Genomic DNA, 18125 nt, shown 5'->3' with positions numbered 1-18125 from the left:
ACCGCCCCCCGGGGGTGTTGGGGGGGGGGGCCCGGGGGGGCCCCCGCGGAACGGTGGAAGGGCGGGTAGGGGACCGGCTCCGCGCAGCGGCGGCCCCGCACCGCCGGATCGCGGGTTCCGCCGGGGACGGGCGCGCGACGGGGCGTCTCCTCGGGCGCCGAACGTTTCCAGGGGTCGGAGGGCCGAGGGTGGCTGCGTTCGGCGCCCTGCGGGGACGCCCCGCCGCACACCCGTCCCCGGCGGAGCGGGAGGCCCGTCAGGCCGGGAGGATGGCGTGGACTCGGTAGCCGCCCCCGAAGCGGGGCCCCGCGAAGCAGGAGCCGCCCAGGGCCGTGGCCCGTTCGCGCATGCCGAGGAGCCCGTGGCCGCCGCCCGGCGCGGCCGAATCCGCGGGGCTGCCACCGCCGTCGTCGAGGACGGTCACCTCCACCGACGGCCCGACCCGCACCACGCTGACCTCCGCCTTCGCCTCCGGCCCGGCGTGCTTGCGGACGTTCGTCAGCGCCTCTTGGATCACCCGGTACGCCGCCAGGTCCACGGCCGCCGCCAGCGGCTCCCGCCCCAGCTCGACGATGACCCGTACCGGCAGCCCGGCGTGCCGGAAGGTGTCCGCGAGTTCGTCCAGGACGGCCAGCCCGGGCGCCGGTTCCGTCGGCGCCTCCGGATCGCCGGACTGCCTCAGCAGCCCCACCGTGGCCCGCAGCTCGTTCAGCGCGGAGCGACTGGCGTCCCGTACGTGCGCGAGGGCCTCCTTCGCCTGGTCCGGCCGCTTGTCCATGACGTGCGCGGCCACCCCCGCCTGCACGTTGACCAGTGCGATGTGGTGCGCCACCACGTCGTGCAGGTCCCGCGCGATCCGCAGCCGTTCCTCCGCGACCCGCCGCCGGGCCTCCTCCTCCCGGGTCCGCTCGGCCCGTTCGGCCCGCTCCCGGATGGCGTCGACGAAGGCCCGCCGGCTGCGCACCGCGTCGCCGGCGGCCGCGGCCATCCCGGTCCAGGCGAAGATGCCGATGTTCTCCTGCGCGTACCACGGCAGCGGCCCGGCGAGCATGGCCACGCCCGTCAGCCCCGCCATGGTGAGCAGCCCGACCCGCCAGGTCGTGGGCCGGTCGGTGCGCGCGGCCACCGTGTACAGGGAGATCACCGCGCACATCGCGACGGGCGCCCGCGGTTCCCCGGTGGTGAGCTCCAGCAGCGAGAGCCCGCAGGTGACGGCGAGCACCGCGCGCGGCTGTCGGCGCCGGAACACCAGGGCGGCCGCGCCGAGCAGCATCAGCAGCAGTGAGAAGGGCTCGGGGGTGCGCGTCCCGAAGGTGGGCCCGTGCGGTCCGTGCGGGTCGGCGAACGATCCGACGACCATGGCGACGAACGCCCCGAAGGCCAGCACGGCGTCGGTGGCGAGCGGATGGGTCCGCGTCCACTGCCGGCAGGCCGCGAAGGGCCCGGGGTCTGTCGTCGTCACGGTAGGACACGGTACGGCCTGATCCGCCCGGGCCCCTAAGGCGGCGGTCGCAGCCCCTGGCCCCTCGGCGGCGGTCGCTGCCCCAGCGGCGTGCGGGAGCGCGCCGGGCCCCACTTCGCGCGGACCACGCACACGGCCATGACCGCGGCGATGGCCGCGAGGTGCTCCTTGCCCGCCAGGTTGTCCTTGATCAGCACCTCGCCGATCATCACCAGGATCACCAGGGCCCCCGTCACGTACGCCCGGTAGCGCCAGCAGACGTAGATCGCGAGCCCCACCACCGCGGCCGAGGGCCCGGTGTCGTTGACGATCCGGTCGGACACCGGCAGGCCGAAGGGGTGGTCGGGGCCGAGGGAGAGCCCGATCCGCGCGTACGTGGTCCCGGCGAGCGTGGCCACGTAACCGATGACCAGGGTGCGCCACCAGCCGATGCAGATCTCCGAGATCCCGAAGACGATCAGGATCTGCGCCAGCGCCCCCCACACCGGCAGGTCCAGGGCCGGGACGAACAGCGACAAGGGGGTCCGCAGCAGGGCCAGCCACAGCGGGTCGACGGCTTTGACCGAGCCGAGGTTCTGCACGGGCTGGAAGCCCCAGGAGGTGTTCTGCACGATCTGGAAGACGGAGGTCAGGGCTACCGCGCCGATCGTCATCGGGATCGCTCGCCATTTGTCGCGGACGAGCGCGTCCCGGACGGTCCCGAGCAGGGGCCCCCACTCACGGCTCGCGAACTGCCGTAGTGAGGAGGTGCTCAGCGCTGTCAACGGCGGGTCTCCAGGTGTCTGCGGTGCAGCCACTTCGGAAGGCCGGGGGCCTCCAGGAAGCCCTCGGCCCGGCCCGCGGCGATGCCGATCCGCAGCAGGTCCGAACTCTTCTCGAAGAGCATGAACCGTGGTTCCCAGATCGGCCGGTATTTGGCGTTGGCCCGGTAGAGGGACTCGATCTGCCACCAGCGGGAGAAGAAACTCAGCAGCGAGCGCCACATCCGCAGCACCGGACCCGCGCCGAGCCGTGAGCCGCGCTCGAAGACGGAGCGGAACATGGCGAAGTTCAGCGAGACCTGGGTGACCCCGATCTCCTTGGAGCGTTCCAGGAGTTCGATGACCATGAACTCCATCAGGCCGTTCTCGGAGTCCCGGTCGCGGCGCATCAGGTCCAGGGACAGCCCCTTGGGTCCCCACGGTACGAAGGACAGCAGGGCGCGCAGGTCGCCGTTGCCGTCGGTGCACTCCAGCATCACGCACTGGCCGTCCGCGGGATCACCCAGCCGGCCCAGGGCCATGGAGAAGCCGCGCTCGGTCGCGCCGTCGCGCCAGTCGTCGGCGCGGCGCACCAGCTCGTCCATCTCCTCGGCGGGGATGTCGGCGTGGCGACGGATGCGGACGGTGTACCCGGCCCGCTTGACGCGGTTGTACGCCTGGCGGACGGTGCGCATGGCGCGGCCCTCCAGGGTGAACTCGGCGGTCTCGACGATGGCCTCGTCGCCGAGCTCCAGCGCGTCCAGCCCGTGCCGGGCGTAGATCTGCCCGGCTTCCTCGCTCGCGCCGTTCACGGCGGGGATCCAGCCGTGTTCGCGGGCCTCGGCGAGCCACGGCTCGATGGCGCCGGGCCAGGCCTCGGGGTCGCCGATCGGGTCGCCGGAGGCGAGGGAGACCCCGCCGACGACGCGGTAGGTGACCGCGGCCTTGCCGGTGGGGGACCAGATGACGGACTTCTCGCGGCGCAGCGCGAAGTACCCCAGGGAGTCGCGGTCGCCCTGCCGGGCGAGGAGTGCGCGCAGCCGCTCCTCGTCCTCCTCGGTGAGCGGGTCGACGGCGCGGCGCGAGCGGAAGGCGGCGAACAGCACGGCGACCAGCAGCAGCATCGACATGACGTTGATGAAGACGTTGACCCAGCCCGGGGTGCTGACCATGTGGGTGATCTTGGCCTGCGGCTCCAGGGTGATCAGTCGCATCACGCCGTACTGCCAACGGTCCCGGAAGCCGGCCTCGGCGCTGTGCGGGGCGGTGTTGGTCGCCCCGACGAGCAGGGCCGCGACCAGCGAGGTGGCCAGCAGGCCGAAGGCGGCGACGGCGCTGGCGAGCACCGGGTTGGAGCGGTCGCCCTTGGCGTAGAACTCGCGGCGGCCGAGCAGCAGGGCGCCGACGAAGAGCGCGGTCACCCCGAGCGAGACCCAGTTCTGGGCATGCTCGCGGATCTCCTCGTACCGGTACAAGGCCTGCGCGAGCAGCAGCGCCAGGAGGCCGCCGAGCGCGAGGTTGAGGATCCAGGACGCGCGTTTGCGGCGGCCGAGGGTGACGGCGAGCAGCAGCGTGAACAGCCCCGAGGCGAAGCCCGCCGTGAGCATGTACGGGGTGTAGAAGTCGTCGGTGTTGTGGTTGCGCAGGTCCTGCCCGAGCGAAACCCACACCGCGCTCAGGAAGTTGACGAAGGCGACCGTCCGCAGGTACCAGATCGCGAACGCCGCCCCGCGCCGTGAGCGGGTGTTCCCCCGGTCCGATCCCTTGTCGGACCCTTTGTCGTTTCCCCTGCCGGCGGGATCGCCGCCGGTCTCTTTCCTGCCGGATGACGGACCGTTCGCCGGTACGGCGCCGCGGTCGGTCTCTGCGCTGGTCAAACGGACCTCTCCCATAAAAACCGATCATATGGGGCGTTACCGTCCATGACTGGGCGGCTCCGGGGCCACGGCCTGGTCAGGACCGCGAACCCCGGCGGCTCATTCCACCGGCTCCTGCGCCACCCGCTCAGGGAGCTCCGCCGCGAGAGCGGCGGCCGCCTGAACGAGGGGGAGAGCCAGCAAAGCCCCGGTGCCTTCGCCCACTGTGACGCCGTGGTCGAGCAGAGGGTTGAGCGCCATCCGGTCCAGGGCCTTCGCCTGGCCCGGCTCGCCGCTCGCCTGACCGGCGAGCCACCAGTCCGGCGCCCGGAACGCGGCCCGCTGGGCCACCAGCCCGCAGGCCGCCGAGACGACGCCGTCGAGGATGACCGGCGTACGGCGGACCGCGCACTGGAGCAGGAAACCGGTGATGGCGGCCAGGTCGGCGCCGCCGACCGCCGCGAGCAGCGCGACCTGGTCGCCCAGGACCGGGCGGGCCCGGCGCAGGGAGTCGCGGATCGCCGCGCACTTGCGCATCCAGGCCAGGTCGTCGATGGGCAGCCCGCCGCGACCGGTGACCACCGAGGCGTCCGTACCGCACAGCGCGGCGACGAGGGTCGCGGCGACCGTGGTCCCGCCGACGCTGAGATCGCCGAGCACGACCAGATCCGTACCGGAGTCGGCCTCCTCGTCGGCGATCCGCATCCCGAGCCGCAGCGCGGCCTCGGCCTCCTCGGCCGTCAGCGCGTCCTCCACGTCGATCCGGCCGCTGCCGCGCCGCACCCGGTGGCGGACCACGTCCTCGGGCAGCAGCTCCGGGTCGCAGTCGAGCCCCGCGTCGACGACGCGCACGCCGGCCCCGAGCCGGCCGGCCAGGACGGCGACCGGGCTGGCCCCGTCGAGCACGCCCCGCACCAGCTCGTGGGTGGTGCCGGCGGCCCGGGCGGAGACGCCCTGCGAGGCGATCCCGTGGTCGGCGGCGAACAGCACCACGCGCGGGCGCTCGATCGGCTTGACCGGCACCTGCCCCTGCGCGGCGGCCAGCCACTCGGCGAGCTCGTCGAGCCGGCCCAGCGCGCCGGGCGGCACGACGAGGCGCTCACGGCGTTCCTCGGCATCACGCCGGACGCCCCCGTCGGGGCGCTCGATCAGATCGGAGAAGTCGTCGAGATTCAGCGTGCTCATCTGCCAGAGAGTACAGCCGGTGAGGCTCTCCCTCAGGGGGTGTTCCGGCCCTCCGACCGCCCGTGCGGCCGCCTGCCCGGCCGCAGCGCGCCGAGATGCACCCCGATGAGCACCAACGGGGCGCCCAGCAGCAGACCCACCGTCAACTCCTCGTCGTCCAGCCACGCGGAGAGCACGATCGTCACCACCGGGGCGACGACGAACACGTAGGCCGCGCGCGAGGCGCCCCAACGGCGCACCACCACCAGATAGAGGACGAAGGTGAGCACCGACCCCGCCACCACCATGTACGCCAGCGCCCACCAGGTCGCCGCCCGCTCCGGCAGCCGCCAGGCGTCCCCGGCCGCGAACGAGCCGGCGAACAGCAGCGCCGCCCCGGCGCTCATGCCGACCGCGTTCATCGTCACCGGATGGACCGGAGGCAACCGGTGCACGAGCACGGTCGCCTCGGCGAGGGACAGTACGGCGCCCAGCACCGCCAGCAGCGACAGCACCGGCACCCCGCCCTGCAGCGGAGCCCGCGAGGCCAGCGCCACACCGGCGACCGCGACGAGCGTGCCCGCCAGGGCGGACCTGCGGAAGGGCTCCTGCCGCTGCGCCACCACCAGCAGCAGCGCGGCCAACGGAACCAGGGCCAGCAGGGTCTGCCCCAGCCCGGCGTGGACCCGTACCAGCGCGTAGTAGGCCAGGGCGAAGGTCACCCCGAAGTTGAGCACCCCGTAGAGCACCGCCCCCGCCAGCGCCCGCCCGCGGGGCATCGGCAGGCGCAGGACGGCCATCACCGCCAGCAGCACCACGGCCGCCGCGCCGAAGCGCACCGCGGCGCCCCACAGCGGGTCCAGCTCGCGATTGCTGAACCTGACCCCGACCGCGTTGCCGCCGCCGAGCAGACAGCACGCGGCGAAGGCGGCGAGCCCGGCCCGCTCCCCGGCCGTCCTTGAGGCACCCACGGGACCACCTCGACTATTCCTTGAGTACGACCGCCTGCCCCGCGACGACGAGCAGTACCTGTTCGCACTGGCCCGCGACGGTGGCGTTCAGCCGGCCCAGCTCGTCGCGGAAGCGTCGTCCCGAAGCGGTCGCCGGGACGACGCCCCCGCCCACCTCGTTGCTGACCAGCACCACCCGGCGGCGGGTCGCGCGCACCGCCGCGACCAGCTCCTCCATCCGTTCGCGCAGGTCCTTCTGCCCGGTCGCGGCCCACACCGCGTCGTCCCACGCCCCGGCCCGGTCCATCGCGTCGGTGAGCCACAGCGCCAGGCAGTCGATGAGCAGCGGCGCACCGGACTCCGCGAGCAGCGGAGCCAGATCGCAGGTCTCCACCGTCCGCCAACCCCCCGGCCGGCGCTCGCGGTGCAGGCCGATCCGCTGGGCCCACTCCGCGTCCCCGGCCCGGGTGCCGCCGGTGGCCACGTAGACCACCTCGGGGAAGGCCTCCAACCGCCGCTCCGCCTCCACGGACTTCCCGGAGCGGGCCCCGCCCAGCACCAGGGTCCGGCGCGGGAGGTCCGGCACCGCGTGGTACTCCCCGACGATCACGGTGGTCCCGTCCCGCACGGCCCGGGCCCCTGAGGCCGCGCACCGGCGTTCCAGCTCCCGGCCCGGCGGGGTGTCGTGGTCCAGGTGGACGGCGATCACGTCCGTGGCCGGGCCGACCGCACCGCTCGCGCGCAGCCGGGCCAGGGCCTCGGGCCGCCCCAGCACATCGGCCAGCACCATGTCGTACGGCCGTAGCCCGGTCCTGCCATCGGTGCCCGCAGGGGCGCCGCCGGGCGGCAGGTACAGCAGCCTGCCGCCGTCCGGGCCCGTCACCTCGTACCCGGTGCCGGGCGCGTCCATCGGCACGGCCCGCACCCGGTGCCCGGAGATCACCGACAGCTCCCGCCCGTCCGGGACCCGCCCGGCGGCCGGCAGCCCGGGCGGCAGCTCGACGGCGGGCCCGTCGTGCGGGTGGGTCAGCAGGACCTGCCGTACGCCGGCCAGCGAATGCCCGGCGCGGGCGCCGGCCAGCACCGCCCCGGGGGTCAGGTCGAGCAGCAGCGCCCCGTCGACGAGTACGGCCGTAGCGGCCCGGGAGCGGGTACCAACGGATACCGCGCAGGTCGCGCAGGGACAGCCGGGGCGGGGCAGCCCCTGGGGTGTGCCGGTGCCGAGCAGAGTGAGTTCCACAGGATGATCCTCCCGCGTCGCCGAGACTGCTGCGCGCCCGGTTACTCTGCGGGCACACTCAAGGCAGCAGCGGACGAGCAACGGAGGCGGACATGGCGTGGACGTGGCGGTTCGAGAAGGCCGACGGCACGGAGACGGCCCCGGCGGTGGCACCGGAGGAGTTCACCACGCAGGGGGACGCGGAGTCCTGGATCGGTGAGGTCTGGAAGGACCTCCTGGAAGGCGGCGCCGAGCGGGTTCGCCTGTCGGACGACGGAGGCGTGGAGATCTACGCGATGTCGCTGCGGGAGGCCCTCGACGCCTGACCCCCTGCGGGGTTGCTCCGGGGTCTCGGGTGCGGCGCCGTTGCGGGGGCGCTGCCCCGAGCCCTCCCCCAGCTACCGCTGGGGTACCCCCAGCGCCTCAAACGCCGGCGAGGCTGAAATTGCCCTCCAGCCCGCTCGACGGCGCCGGGGGAATTCCACGCGCGCTTGTCGGACGGCGGGAGCGAAATCCAACCCCTCCGGCGTTTGAGGAGCGGGGTACGGGGCGGAGCCCCGGGGCTTTGGGGCGCGGCACATTCAGCCCCGCCGGCGTTTGAGGCGCGGGGGTGTGGGGGCGGAGCCCCCGCGAGGACCCGCGCAGCGGCCCCGGCGGAAGGGCTAACCCCGGACGCCGCAGAGGTGCAGCAGGGCTGCCACGCCCCGGTACGGGTCGGTGCGGCCCGCGCGGTCCTCGGCGGCGAGGAGGCGTTCCAGCTCGTCGTCCGGCGGCAGGGTCTCGCCCGCCTCGGTGCCGTCGGTGAAGACGCGCACCCCGTACCAGGAGTGGAGGGGCGCTCCGATCCCGGAGAAGGTGGCGGTCAGGTCCGCCAGGCGGTCGGCGCGTACGTCCAGGCCGAGCCGGTTCGTGTAGTCGATGGTGTCGAAGGCGGCCAGCGCGCCCTTCCAGTCGCCGTCCAGCCCCGGCCGCATGGCGAGGGCGTCGCCGTTGCGCACGAGGAGGGAGAGGAGGCCGCCGGGGGCGAGCATGCGGGCCAGCCCGGCGAGCATGGCGTCCGGCTCGGGCACGTACATCAGTACCCCGTGGCACAGCACCACGTCGAAGCTGCCCGGCAGGAAGTGCGCGCCGGTTTCGCGGCCGTCGCCCTCCATGAGCCGGACCCGGTCCTGGATCCCGGCGGGTTCCCGCTGGAGCGCCTCACGGGCGACGGCGAGCATGGCGGGGTCCTGTTCCAGGCCCGTCACCTTGTGCCCGGCGCGGGCGAGGCGCAGCGCCTGGGTGCCCTGGCCCATGCCGACGTCGAGGACGCGCAGCCGCTGCCCTACCGGGAAGCGGTGCGCGATCTGTTCGTCGACCTGCCGGCCCACGAGTTCCTGGCGGACGGCATTGCGCAGTCCACCCAGGCCCTCCAGCCAGAGCCGGGCGCCCTCGGAAAATCCGCTCAGGGCCGTTCCCCGCGCTTGACCTGCGGCTTCGGCAGGCGCAGCCGGCGCATCTGGAGCGTGCGCATGAGGCCGTACGCGACGGCGCCGCGGCGCGGCTCGTTCGCGAAGCGCTCGTTCAGTGCCTTGCGCAGGCGGAACACCAGGCCGATGGAGTCGACGATGATCAGGGCGATCACGCCGAGCCAGAGGAGGAGCGCGATGTTCTGGATCGCGGGCTGGCGGACCATGCTCAGCACCAGGATGATCACCGCCAGGGGCAGGAACATCTCGGCGACGGAGAAGCGGGAGTCCACGTAGTCGCGGACGAAGCGGCGGACGGGGCCCTTGTCGCGCGCGGGCAGGTAACGCTCGTCGCCACTGGCCAGCGCCTCGCGCTGCTTGGCCATCTCTACGCGACGGCGCTCACGGGCTCGCTTGGCATCCTCCTTGCGGTTGCCGGTCGAGGCCACCACGGCCTTGCGCTGCGACTGGGCCACAGCACGCTTCGGCGTAGGGCGGCCCTTCGGGGCCTGCGGGTCACGGGGCTGCGAGAGGTCGGCGCTCACCTTGTCGGTGGCGGCGGCCTTCTCTTCCTTGGAGGAGCGGCTACCAAACACAAATGCAAGCGTACGTGGTCGATCGCATGGGCCCCACCCCGGCGGGGAACGATCCGGCAACGGCGCGCGTCCTTCCCAGTGCGAGGCTCGTCGGGGGCGCACCTACTCCTCACGCCTGATACGGCGGGGACGGAGTCGTCCTGGAGGAGGAGCGCATCCGTACTCGAACAGTGCGGTAATGGAGACAGGCCCCGTACTGTGGGTCTTGTTGGTGACCTGGAGCACAGTCCGTCTAGAAGGGGGCGCGCGAAGCCCATGAGCGGTGTCATGAAGCGTATGGGGATGATCTTCCGCGCGAAGGCGAACAAGGCCCTTGACCGGGCCGAGGACCCGCGCGAGACCCTCGACTACTCGTACCAGAAGCAGCTGGAGCTGCTTCAGAAGGTGCGCCGCGGAGTCGCCGACGTGGCGACCTCCCGCAAGCGTCTGGAACTGCAGCTGAACCAGCTGCAGGGGCAGTCCGCCAAGCTGGAGGACCAGGGCCGCAAGGCCCTCGCCCTGGGCCGCGAGGACCTGGCCCGCGAGGCCCTGTCCCGTCGTGCCTCGCTCCAGCAGCAGGTCAGCGACCTGGAGGTGCAGCACCAGACCCTGCAGGGCGAGGAGGAGAAGCTGACCCTCGCCGCCCAGCGCCTTCAGGCCAAGGTGGACGCCTTCCGGACAAAGAAGGAGACCATCAAGGCCACCTACACCGCGGCCCAGGCGCAGACCCGGATCGCGGAGTCCTTCTCCGGCATCTCCGAGGAGATGAGCGACGTCGGCCTGGCCATCCAGCGGGCCGAGGACAAGACCGCCCAGCTCCAGGCCCGCGCCGGCGCGATCGACGAGCTGCTGGCCTCCGGCGCGCTCGACGACCAGAGCGGGCTGGGTTCCAAGGACGACATCCAGGCCGAGCTGGACCGCCTGTCGGGCGGGACGGACGTCGAGCTGGAGCTCCAGCGCATGAAGGCCGAGCTGGCGGGCGGCCCGTCCGCCCAGCAGCAGGCCATCGAGGGCGGCGCCCCGGGCACCGGCCAGCAGCAGCAGAGCCAGCACCGGTTCGACAAGCAGTAGGACGGGGCCCGTCATGATTGTCCGCATCATGGGGGAAGGTCAGGTGAAGATGGCCGACAGCCACTTCGCCGAACTCAACAAGCTGGACGACGAGCTGCTCGCGGAGATGGAGAGCGGTGACGAGGAGGGCTTCCGGCGCACGCTGGGAGCGCTGCTCGAAGCCGTACGGCGGCTCGGCGAGCCGCTGCCGGACGAGGCGCTGGAGCCGTCCGAGCTGATCCTGCCCGGTCCGGACGCGACGCTGGACGAGGTCAGGGAGATGCTCAGCGACGACGGCCTGATCCCCGGCTGAGCGCGCACCAGGTCACACCCACAAGCCGACGGGCCCGCCCCCACTTTTCCGGGGGGCGGGCCCGTCGTCGTACCGCCTTCAGTGCTCGGGCGGTTTCTCCAGGGAGACGGCTGCCCGCTCCGGGTCCGGGGTTCCCCCGATGAAGTTCTCGAACCTGCGCCGCGGAGCCGCCCAGCGCCGGTCGTGGTGGAAGGCGCGCAGCCCGGCCTTGGCGCGGGCGCGCGGGCGTTTCGCGTAGAACTTCTTCGCGTACGGGGACCCGGGCCGGGCCAGCCGGATCGCGCCGATGAGCGCCACGAAGGGGATGACCACGCCGAAGACGGCGGTGCGGGCCTTGCCCTTCCACAGGGCGATCAGGGCGAGGAAGAAGTTGCCGGCCGTGTTCATGGCGACCAGCCCGCGGCTCTGCCGCTCCTCGTTGGTCAGGTCGTTCACCCCGAAGGGCACGAACCCGCCCAGGACCAAGGCCACCAGGGCGGCCGTCAGGACCACGACCTCCACGCTCTTGCGGCCCTCCTCGCTCCAATACACGTCGTCGAGGTGCAGGATCAGCGCGAACTCGTCCAGGACCAGGCCCGCGCCCAGCCCGAAGATCACGGCGGAGAGTCCCGCGCCGAAACCGTGCCGGGCGCTGCCGACCGCGCCGAAGCCGCCGATGATCACGAGGATCACGCCGGGCACCACGTGGTGGATGTGCAGGCCGCCCGGGGTGACGTTCTTGAAGGGCCCCCGGCCGGCCCGGATCATCCGGGTGATCACGCGGGTGACCAGGAACGACGTCACGAAGGAGAGCAGCGCGAGGAGCATGGGCAGCTTCCCCGGTTCGACGATGTTCCGATACCACCAGTGACCCATCCCACTGACTCCCTATTTGGTAGGTAATGGGCAATTTACCGGTCGTGGCGAGCGGGTAGCGTTCGCGCCGATGACAGATTCCTTCGAAGATCAGCCCGTCGCGCCGCCCGCGGACCGCGCCTCGTTCCTCGACGGCGTCCGCTTCGCCTTCGGCACGCTCACCGTGCTGCCCGCCCGCATCACCCGCTGGGACCGCCCCGCCGCCCGCACCGGGATGGCCTGCGCCCCGCTCGCCGGGCTGGTCGTGGGACTGCTCGCCGCCCTGCCCGGGGTGCTCCTGCTGGTGCTCGGCGGCGGCCCGCTGCTCGCGGCGGCCGTCACCGTCGCCGTACCGGCCGCGCTGACCCGGGGGCTGCACCTGGACGGACTCGCCGACACCGCGGACGGCCTGGGCAGTGCCAAACCGGCCGAGGACGCGCTGCGCATCATGAAGCAGTCCGACATCGGTCCCTTCGGGGTCGTGGCCCTGGTGATGACGCTGTTGGTGCAGGTCGCCGCCCTGTCCGACGCCTACGCCGACAGCTGGGTGCGCGGTGCCCTCGCCGCCGTCACCGCCGCCGTGACCGCCCGCCTCGCCATGACCCTGGCCTCCCGCGAGGGCGTTCCGCCGGCCCGACCGGAGGGCCTCGGCGCCGCCGTCGCCGGTGTCGTCCCGCGCACCACGGCGGCAGCGCTGGCCACCCTCACGACGGTGGCAGCCGCGACCGCGGCCCTTCCGCTGGGCCCCCCGGCGGCCGCACGCGCCGCCGCGGCGGTCCTCGCGGCCCTGTTCGTCGCGAACCTGCTGCTGCGCCGCTGCGTGCGCCGTTTCGACGGGGTCACCGGCGATGTCTTCGGCGCCCTGGCCGAGGTATCGGCGACCACAGTCCTGCTCGTCCTCGCCCTGGGCTGAAACCCTCGACTTGGCTCGGGGCCGCCACGCGTACGTGGTCGGCGCCGACGACCACCTCGGCCCGGAGTCGCCGGAGCGCCCGGTGGTCGCAGGCTGCCGTCCCCGGCCCAGGCCGGGCCCCCGCGGGGGACGACGTAGGGTCAGGGCGTGGAAGACACCTCGATCCCGGCGCCCATCACGGTGCTGCTCGCCGACGACCAGGCGCTGTTGCGCTCCGCCTTCAAGGTGCTCGTCGACTCGGAGCCCGACATGCGGGTCATCGGCGAGGCCTCCGACGGGGCGCAGGCCTTCGCCCTCGCCCGCGAGACGCGCCCCGACGTCGTGCTCATGGACATCCGGATGCCCGGCACCGACGGACTCGCCGCCACCCGGATGATCAGCGCGGACCCGGAACTCGCCGCCGTGCGCGTGGTGATGCTCACGACCTTCGAGGTCGACGAGTACGTGGTCCAGGCGCTGCGGGCCGGCGCCTCCGGGTTCCTCGGCAAGGGCGCCGAACCCGAGGAACTGCTCAACGCGATCCGCGTGGCCGCCGCCGGTGAGGCCCTGCTCTCCCCGGCCGCCACCAAGGGGCTCATCGCCACCTTCCTCGCCCAGGGCGGCGGCGCCGACCCGGCCGCGGCCTCGGCCGGCACGCACGCGCAGCGGCTCGCCGCGCTGACCGTCCGGGAGCGCGAGGTCCTCGTACACGTGGCCGCAGGGCTGTCCAACGACGAGATCGCCGGCCGGCTGGAGGTCAGCCCGCTCACCGTCAAGACCCACGTGAACCGGGCCATGGCCAAGCTCGGCGCCCGCGACCGCGCCCAATTGGTGGTCATCGCGTACGAATCGGGACTCGTCCGACCCCGCGCCGAGTAGCGGTGTACGCGGCGCAGTAGTGCGGCGTACTGCGGACGCGGTATGCAGCACATAAGGACGGGACCTGGGAGCGACGCGGGACGTCCCGGCCGCGGGACAGGCTGGGAACGCCCTTGCGTTCCCACTGCAGAGAGATCCCACACCCATGTCCTGGCTGTCCCGCTTCAGCCTTGCCCAAAGGGCGTTGATCGGCCTCGTGTCGCTCGTCGCGCTCCTCTTCGGCGCCATCGCCATCCCGCAGCTCAAGCAGCAGCTGCTGCCGTCCATCGAACTGCCGATGGTGTCCGTGCTCGCGCCGTACCAGGGCGCCTCGCCCGACGTGGTGGAGAAGCAGGTCGTCGAACCGATCGAGGCCATGCTCAAGGGCGTCGACGGAATCACCGGCATCACCTCCACGGCCAGCGAGGGCAACGCCCTCATCATGGCCACCTTCGACTACGGCGACAGCGGCACCAAGCAGCTCGTCGCCGACGTCCAGCAGGCCGTGAACCGGGCCCGGGTCCGGCTGCCCGCCGAGGTGGACCCGCAGGTGGTGGCCGGTTCCACCGACGACATCCCGACGGTCATCCTCGCCGTCACCTCCGACAAGGACCAGCAGGCCCTCGCGGACCAGCTGGAACGTTCCGTCGTCCCCGTCCTGTCGGACATCGAGGGCGTCGGCCAGGTCACCGTCGACGGAGTCCAGGACCTCCAGGTCACCGTCACCCCCGACAACGCCAGGCTCGCGGCCGCCGGCCTCGACGGCGCCGCCCTCGCCCAGGGCCTCCAGGCGGGCGGCGCGACCGTCCCCGCCGGCTCCTTCGACGAGGCGGGCAAGAACCGGACCGTCCGCGTCGGCGCCGGCTACACGTCCCTCGCCCAGGTGGAGGACCTGCGCCTGAGCCCCGGCCCGGGCAAGCCGGCCGTGCGCCTCGGCGACGTCGCCACCGTGCGGCAGCAGCCCGCCACGGCCGTCTCCATCACCCGTACCAACGGCAAGCCCAGCCTCGCCCTCGTCCTGACCATGGACAAGGACGGCAGCGCCGTCGCCATCTCGGACGCCGTCAAGGACAAGCTGCCCGAGCTGCGCTCCACCCTCGGCGCGGGCGCCGAGCTGACCGTCGTCAGCGACCAGGGCCCGGCCGTCGCCAAATCCATCTCCAGCCTCACCACCGAGGGCATGCTCGGCCTGCTCTTCGCGGTGATCGTGATCCTGGTCTTCCTGGCCTCGCTGCGCTCGACGCTGGTCACCGCGGTCTCCATCCCGCTGTCCGTCGTCCTCGCGCTGATCGTGCTGTGGACCCGCGACCTGTCGCTGAACATGCTGACGCTGGGCGCGCTCACCATCGCCATCGGCCGCGTCGTCGACGACTCGATCGTGGTCCTGGAGAACATCAAGCGCCACCTCGGCTACGGCGAGGAGCGCGAGAGCGCCATCATCACCGCGGTCAAGGAAGTGGCCGGCGCGGTCACCTCCTCCACGCTCACCACCGTCGCCGTGTTCCTGCCGATCGGCCTGGTCGGCGGCATGATCGGCGAGCTCTTCGGCTCCTTCTCGCTGACCGTCACCGCGGCCCTGCTGGCCTCGCTGCTCGTCTCCCTGACGGTCGTTCCGGTGCTGTCGTACTGGTTCCTGCGCGCGCCGAAGGGTGTCACGTCCGGGGACGCCGAGAGCGCCGCGAAGGCCCGCCGCGAGGCCGAGGAGAAGGAGGCGCGCAGCAAGCTCCAGGGCCTCTACGTACGGGTCCTGGGCTTCGCCACCCGCCGCCGCCTGACGAGCGTGGCCATCGCGGTCGTCATCCTCGTCGGCACCTTCGGCATGACCCCGCTGCTCAAGACCAACTTCTTCGACCAGGGCGAGCAGGAGGTCCTGACGGTCAAGCAGGAACTGGCCCCGGGCACCTCCCTGGCCGCCACCGACGAGGCGAGCCACAAGATCGAGCAGGTGCTCGCCTCGGTCGACGGGATCAAGAGTTACCAGGTCACCGTCGGCTCCTCCGGCTTCCTCGCGGCCTTCGGCGGCGGTACGGGCTCGAACCAGGCCTCGTACCAGGTCTCCCTGAAGGACTCCGGCAAGGCGGACAGCGTCAAGAAGCAGATCGAGGGCAAGCTGGCCGCCCTCGACGGCATCGGCGAGACCCGGATCGCCGCCGGCGACGGCTTCGGCAACCAGAACCTCAGCGTGGTCGTCAAGGCCGGCGACGCCGAGGTCCTCGCCAAGGCCGCCGAGCAGGTCCGCGCCGAAGTGGCCACCCTCGAGAACGTCACCGACGTGCAGAGCGACCTGTCCCAGTCCGTGCCCCGGATCTCGGTGACCGCCACCCCCAAGGCGGCGGAACTGGGCCTGAACCAGGCCGCGCTGGGCGGGATCGTCGCGCAGGCCGTACGGGGCAACCCGGCGGGCAAGGCCGTACTGGACGACACCGAGCGGGACATCGTCATCAAGTCGGCCCAGCCGGCCACCACCCTGGCCCAGCTGCAGGCCCTCCCGGTCGGCCCCGTGACGCTCGGCGACATCGCCGAGGTCAAGGAGGTCCCCGGCCCGGTCGCGATGACCCGGATCGACGGCGCCCGCGCCGCCACCATCACCGCGCGGCCGGTGGGCGACAACACCGGCGCGGTCAGCTCCGACCTCCAGACGAAGATCAAGGCCCTGGACCTGCCGGAGGGCGCCACGGCCTCCATCGGCGGCGTCTCCGAGGACCAGGACGAGGCCTTCGCCTCGCTGGGCCTGGCCATGTTCGCGGCCATCGCGATCGTGTTCATGCTGCTGGTCGCGACCTTCCGCTCGCTGGTCCAGCCGCTCATCCTGCTGGTCTCCATCCCGTTCGCGGCGACCGGCGCGATCGGCCTGCTCCTCGTCACCGGCACCCCCATGGGCGTCCCGGCGATGATCGGCATGCTGATGCTCATCGGCATCGTCGTGACCAACGCGATCGTCCTGATCGACCTGGTCAACCAGTACCGGGCGCAGGGCCTCGGCGTCGTCGAAGCCGTCGTCGAGGGCGGCCGGCACCGACTGCGCCCGATCCTGATGACGGCCCTCGCGACGATCTTCGCGCTGCTCCCGATGGCGCTGGGCGTCACCGGGGAGGGCGGATTCATCTCGAAGCCCCTCGCCGTCGTGGTGATCGGCGGCCTGGTCACCTCGACCCTGCTGACGCTGCTCCTGGTGCCGACGCTCTACACGATGGTGGAACTCCGCAAGGAGCGCCGCCGCGCGAAGCGCTCGGTGCGCGGCGAGGCCAAGCTGAGGGTGGTTTCCCCCCGGGAGGAGGAGGCGCCGACCGGCGTCTGATCGGGCAGGCCGGGGCCGGCCCGGCCCCGGCCCTCCCGCGCGGCGCAATGCCGAAGGGGCGGCCCCCGTACGGGAGCCGCCCCTTCTGGCGTCTGCGGGCCGGCGGTATGCGTTCCGCAGCCCCTACGGGAGCGCGAGCATCCGCTCCAGCGCGAGCTTCGCGAAGCTCTCCGTCTCCTTGTCGACCTGGATCTGGTTCACGAGGTTGCCCTCGGCCAGGGACTCCAGCGTCCACACCAGGTGCGGGAGGTCGATGCGGTTCATCGTCGAGCAGAAGCAGACCGTCTTGTCGAGGAAGACGACCTCCTTGTCCTCCGAGGCGAAACGGTTCGCCAGGCGGCGGACCAGGTTCAGCTCGGTGCCGATGGCCCACTTGGAGCCGGCCGGGGCCGCCTCCAGCGCCTTGATGATGTACTCCGTCGAGCCGACGTAGTCCGCGGCCGCCACGACCTCGTGCTTGCACTCGGGGTGGACCAGGACGTTCACGCCGGGGATCCGGGCGCGCACGTCGTTGACCGAGTCCACCGAGAACCGGCCGTGCACCGAGCAGTGGCCGCGCCACAGGATCATCTTGGCGTTCCGCAGCTCCTCGGCGGTCAGGCCGCCGTTCGGCTTGTGCGGGTTGTACAGCACGCAGTCGTCCAGGGACATGCCCATGTCGCGGACGGCGGTGTTGCGGCCCAGGTGCTGGTCCGGGAGGAAGAGCACCTTCTCGCCCTGCTCGAACGCCCACTCCAGGGCCTTCTTCGCGTTGGACGACGTACAGATCGTGCCGCCGTGCTTGCCGGTGAAGGCCTTGATGTCGGCGGAGGAGTTCATGTACGAGACGGGGACCGTCGCGCCGGCGACGCCGGCCTCGGTCAGCACGTCCCAGCACTCCGCGACCTGCTCGGCCGTGGCCATGTCGGCCATCGAGCAGCCGGCGGCCAGGTCCGGCAGGACGACCTTCTGGTCGTCCGAGGTCAGGATGTCCGCGGACTCGGCCATGAAGTGCACGCCGCAGAAGACGATGTACTCGGCCTCCGGCTTGGCGGCCGCGTCCTTGGCCAGCTTGAAGGAGTCGCCGGTGACGTCGGCGAACTCGATGACCTCGTCACGCTGGTAGTGGTGGCCGAGGATGAAGACCTTGTCGCCGAGCTTCTCCTTGGCCGCGCGGGCGCGCGCCACGAGGTCCGGGTCGGACGGCGAGGGCAGGTCGCCGGGGCACTCCACCCCACGCTCGCTCTTGGGGTCGGCCTCACGGCCGAGCAGCAGCAGGGCGAGGGGCGTCGGCTGGACGTCCAAAGGCTGGGCGGTGGTCACGACACGCACCCTTTCTGTTCTGCGACAAGGGACTTCTTGAGGATCGCTTCGGCTTCTCGTCTATATGACGCTATCTATCATAACCGCTTCATGTCAGTTTGACGATGCCGATAGTGTCAATGTGACGCATCAGCCCACGGATCCACCCCGTCGGCTCGGGCCCG

At 72.4% G+C, this 18125-nt stretch carries 16 protein-coding genes; 6 read left to right on the top strand and 10 right to left on the bottom strand.

Annotated features, from left to right (window positions below; genetic code table 11):
* Nucleotides 1–256: 256 nt before the first annotated feature.
* From ACFV9H_RS33775 to ACFV9H_RS33750, 6 genes are all read right to left on the bottom strand, one after another.
* Entirely contained in the window at nt 257–1462 is a 1206-nt protein-coding gene (locus ACFV9H_RS33775) for a sensor histidine kinase (protein WP_385405942.1), read from the bottom strand.
* Between the two features lie 35 nt (nt 1463–1497).
* Entirely contained in the window at nt 1498–2226 is a 729-nt protein-coding gene (locus ACFV9H_RS33770) for a hypothetical protein (protein ID WP_385405940.1), read from the bottom strand.
* Complete coding sequence (locus ACFV9H_RS33765) at nt 2223–4094, bottom strand: phosphatidylglycerol lysyltransferase domain-containing protein (protein WP_385405937.1); 1872 nt, start codon at nt 4092–4094, stop codon at nt 2223–2225. Before ACFV9H_RS33765 ends, ACFV9H_RS33770 begins: the two co-directional genes overlap by 4 nt.
* An 84-nt stretch (nt 4095–4178) precedes the next feature.
* Nucleotides 4179–5243, bottom strand: coding sequence for a nicotinate-nucleotide--dimethylbenzimidazole phosphoribosyltransferase (gene cobT, locus ACFV9H_RS33760; RefSeq protein WP_385405935.1), 1065 nt, complete (start codon nt 5241–5243; stop codon nt 4179–4181).
* Nucleotides 5244–5275: 32 nt separating this feature from the next.
* The gene (locus ACFV9H_RS33755) at nt 5276–6193 is read right to left on the bottom strand and encodes a DMT family transporter (RefSeq protein WP_385405932.1); all 918 of its coding nucleotides are present in this window, start codon (nt 6191–6193) and stop codon (nt 5276–5278) included.
* Between the two features lie 13 nt (nt 6194–6206).
* Nucleotides 6207–7412: a bifunctional adenosylcobinamide kinase/adenosylcobinamide-phosphate guanylyltransferase gene (locus tag ACFV9H_RS33750; RefSeq protein WP_385405929.1), complete on the bottom strand. Its 1206-nt coding sequence runs from the start codon at nt 7410–7412 to the stop codon at nt 6207–6209.
* A gap of 92 nt (nt 7413–7504) precedes the next feature.
* On the opposite strand from ACFV9H_RS33750, the gene ACFV9H_RS33745 reads away from it, so the two are divergent.
* On the top strand, nt 7505–7717 hold the full coding sequence (locus ACFV9H_RS33745) for a hypothetical protein (RefSeq protein ID WP_385405927.1): 213 nt from the start codon (nt 7505–7507) through the stop codon (nt 7715–7717).
* A 336-nt stretch (nt 7718–8053) separates the two neighbouring features.
* Here the strand turns inward: ACFV9H_RS33745 and ACFV9H_RS33740 are convergent, their stop codons facing one another.
* Nucleotides 8054–8761: a class I SAM-dependent methyltransferase gene (locus ACFV9H_RS33740; protein ID WP_385405924.1), complete on the bottom strand. Its 708-nt coding sequence runs from the start codon at nt 8759–8761 to the stop codon at nt 8054–8056.
* A gap of 74 nt (nt 8762–8835) precedes the next feature.
* The gene (locus tag ACFV9H_RS33735) at nt 8836–9435 is read right to left on the bottom strand and encodes a DUF3043 domain-containing protein (protein ID WP_365168165.1); all 600 of its coding nucleotides are present in this window, start codon (nt 9433–9435) and stop codon (nt 8836–8838) included.
* Nucleotides 9436–9690: 255 nt separating this feature from the next.
* On the opposite strand from ACFV9H_RS33735, the gene ACFV9H_RS33730 reads away from it, so the two are divergent.
* On the top strand, nt 9691–10485 hold the full coding sequence (locus ACFV9H_RS33730; RefSeq protein WP_385405921.1) for a PspA/IM30 family protein: 795 nt from the start codon (nt 9691–9693) through the stop codon (nt 10483–10485).
* Between the two features lie 13 nt (nt 10486–10498).
* On the top strand, nt 10499–10777 hold the full coding sequence (locus tag ACFV9H_RS33725) for a hypothetical protein (RefSeq protein WP_385405918.1): 279 nt from the start codon (nt 10499–10501) through the stop codon (nt 10775–10777).
* Nucleotides 10778–10855: 78 nt separating this feature from the next.
* On the opposite strand, the gene ACFV9H_RS33720 is transcribed toward ACFV9H_RS33725, so the two are convergent.
* Nucleotides 10856–11632, bottom strand: a complete 777-nt coding sequence (locus ACFV9H_RS33720) for a hypothetical protein (protein WP_385405916.1) — start codon at nt 11630–11632, stop codon at nt 10856–10858.
* 70 nt (nt 11633–11702) lie between these two features.
* Here ACFV9H_RS33720 and ACFV9H_RS33715 point away from each other — a divergent pair, with 70 nt between their 5' ends.
* The 3 genes from ACFV9H_RS33715 to ACFV9H_RS33705 all read left to right on the top strand — a co-directional run bounded on the left by ACFV9H_RS33715 (nt 11703) and on the right by ACFV9H_RS33705 (nt 16659).
* Nucleotides 11703–12524: an adenosylcobinamide-GDP ribazoletransferase gene (locus ACFV9H_RS33715; RefSeq protein ID WP_385405913.1), complete on the top strand. Its 822-nt coding sequence runs from the start codon at nt 11703–11705 to the stop codon at nt 12522–12524.
* A gap of 147 nt (nt 12525–12671) precedes the next feature.
* The gene (locus ACFV9H_RS33710; RefSeq protein ID WP_385405911.1) at nt 12672–13382 is read left to right on the top strand and encodes a response regulator; all 711 of its coding nucleotides are present in this window, start codon (nt 12672–12674) and stop codon (nt 13380–13382) included.
* Nucleotides 13383–13527: 145 nt separating this feature from the next.
* A complete protein-coding gene (locus ACFV9H_RS33705; protein WP_385405909.1) occupies nt 13528–16659 on the top strand; it encodes an efflux RND transporter permease subunit in 3132 nt (1043 codons plus the stop codon).
* Nucleotides 16660–16782: 123 nt separating this feature from the next.
* Here the strand turns inward: ACFV9H_RS33705 and nadA are convergent, their stop codons facing one another.
* On the bottom strand, nt 16783–17970 hold the full coding sequence (gene nadA / locus ACFV9H_RS33700) for a quinolinate synthase NadA (RefSeq protein WP_385405907.1): 1188 nt from the start codon (nt 17968–17970) through the stop codon (nt 16783–16785).
* Nucleotides 17971–18125 lie beyond the last annotated feature (155 nt).

Origin of the sequence: Streptomyces sp. NPDC059874, from assembly GCF_042731135.1 — a bacterium.
Classification (GTDB): Bacteria; Actinomycetota; Actinomycetes; order Streptomycetales; family Streptomycetaceae; genus Streptomyces.
This window is presented reverse-complemented; position numbering and strand designations above follow the sequence as displayed.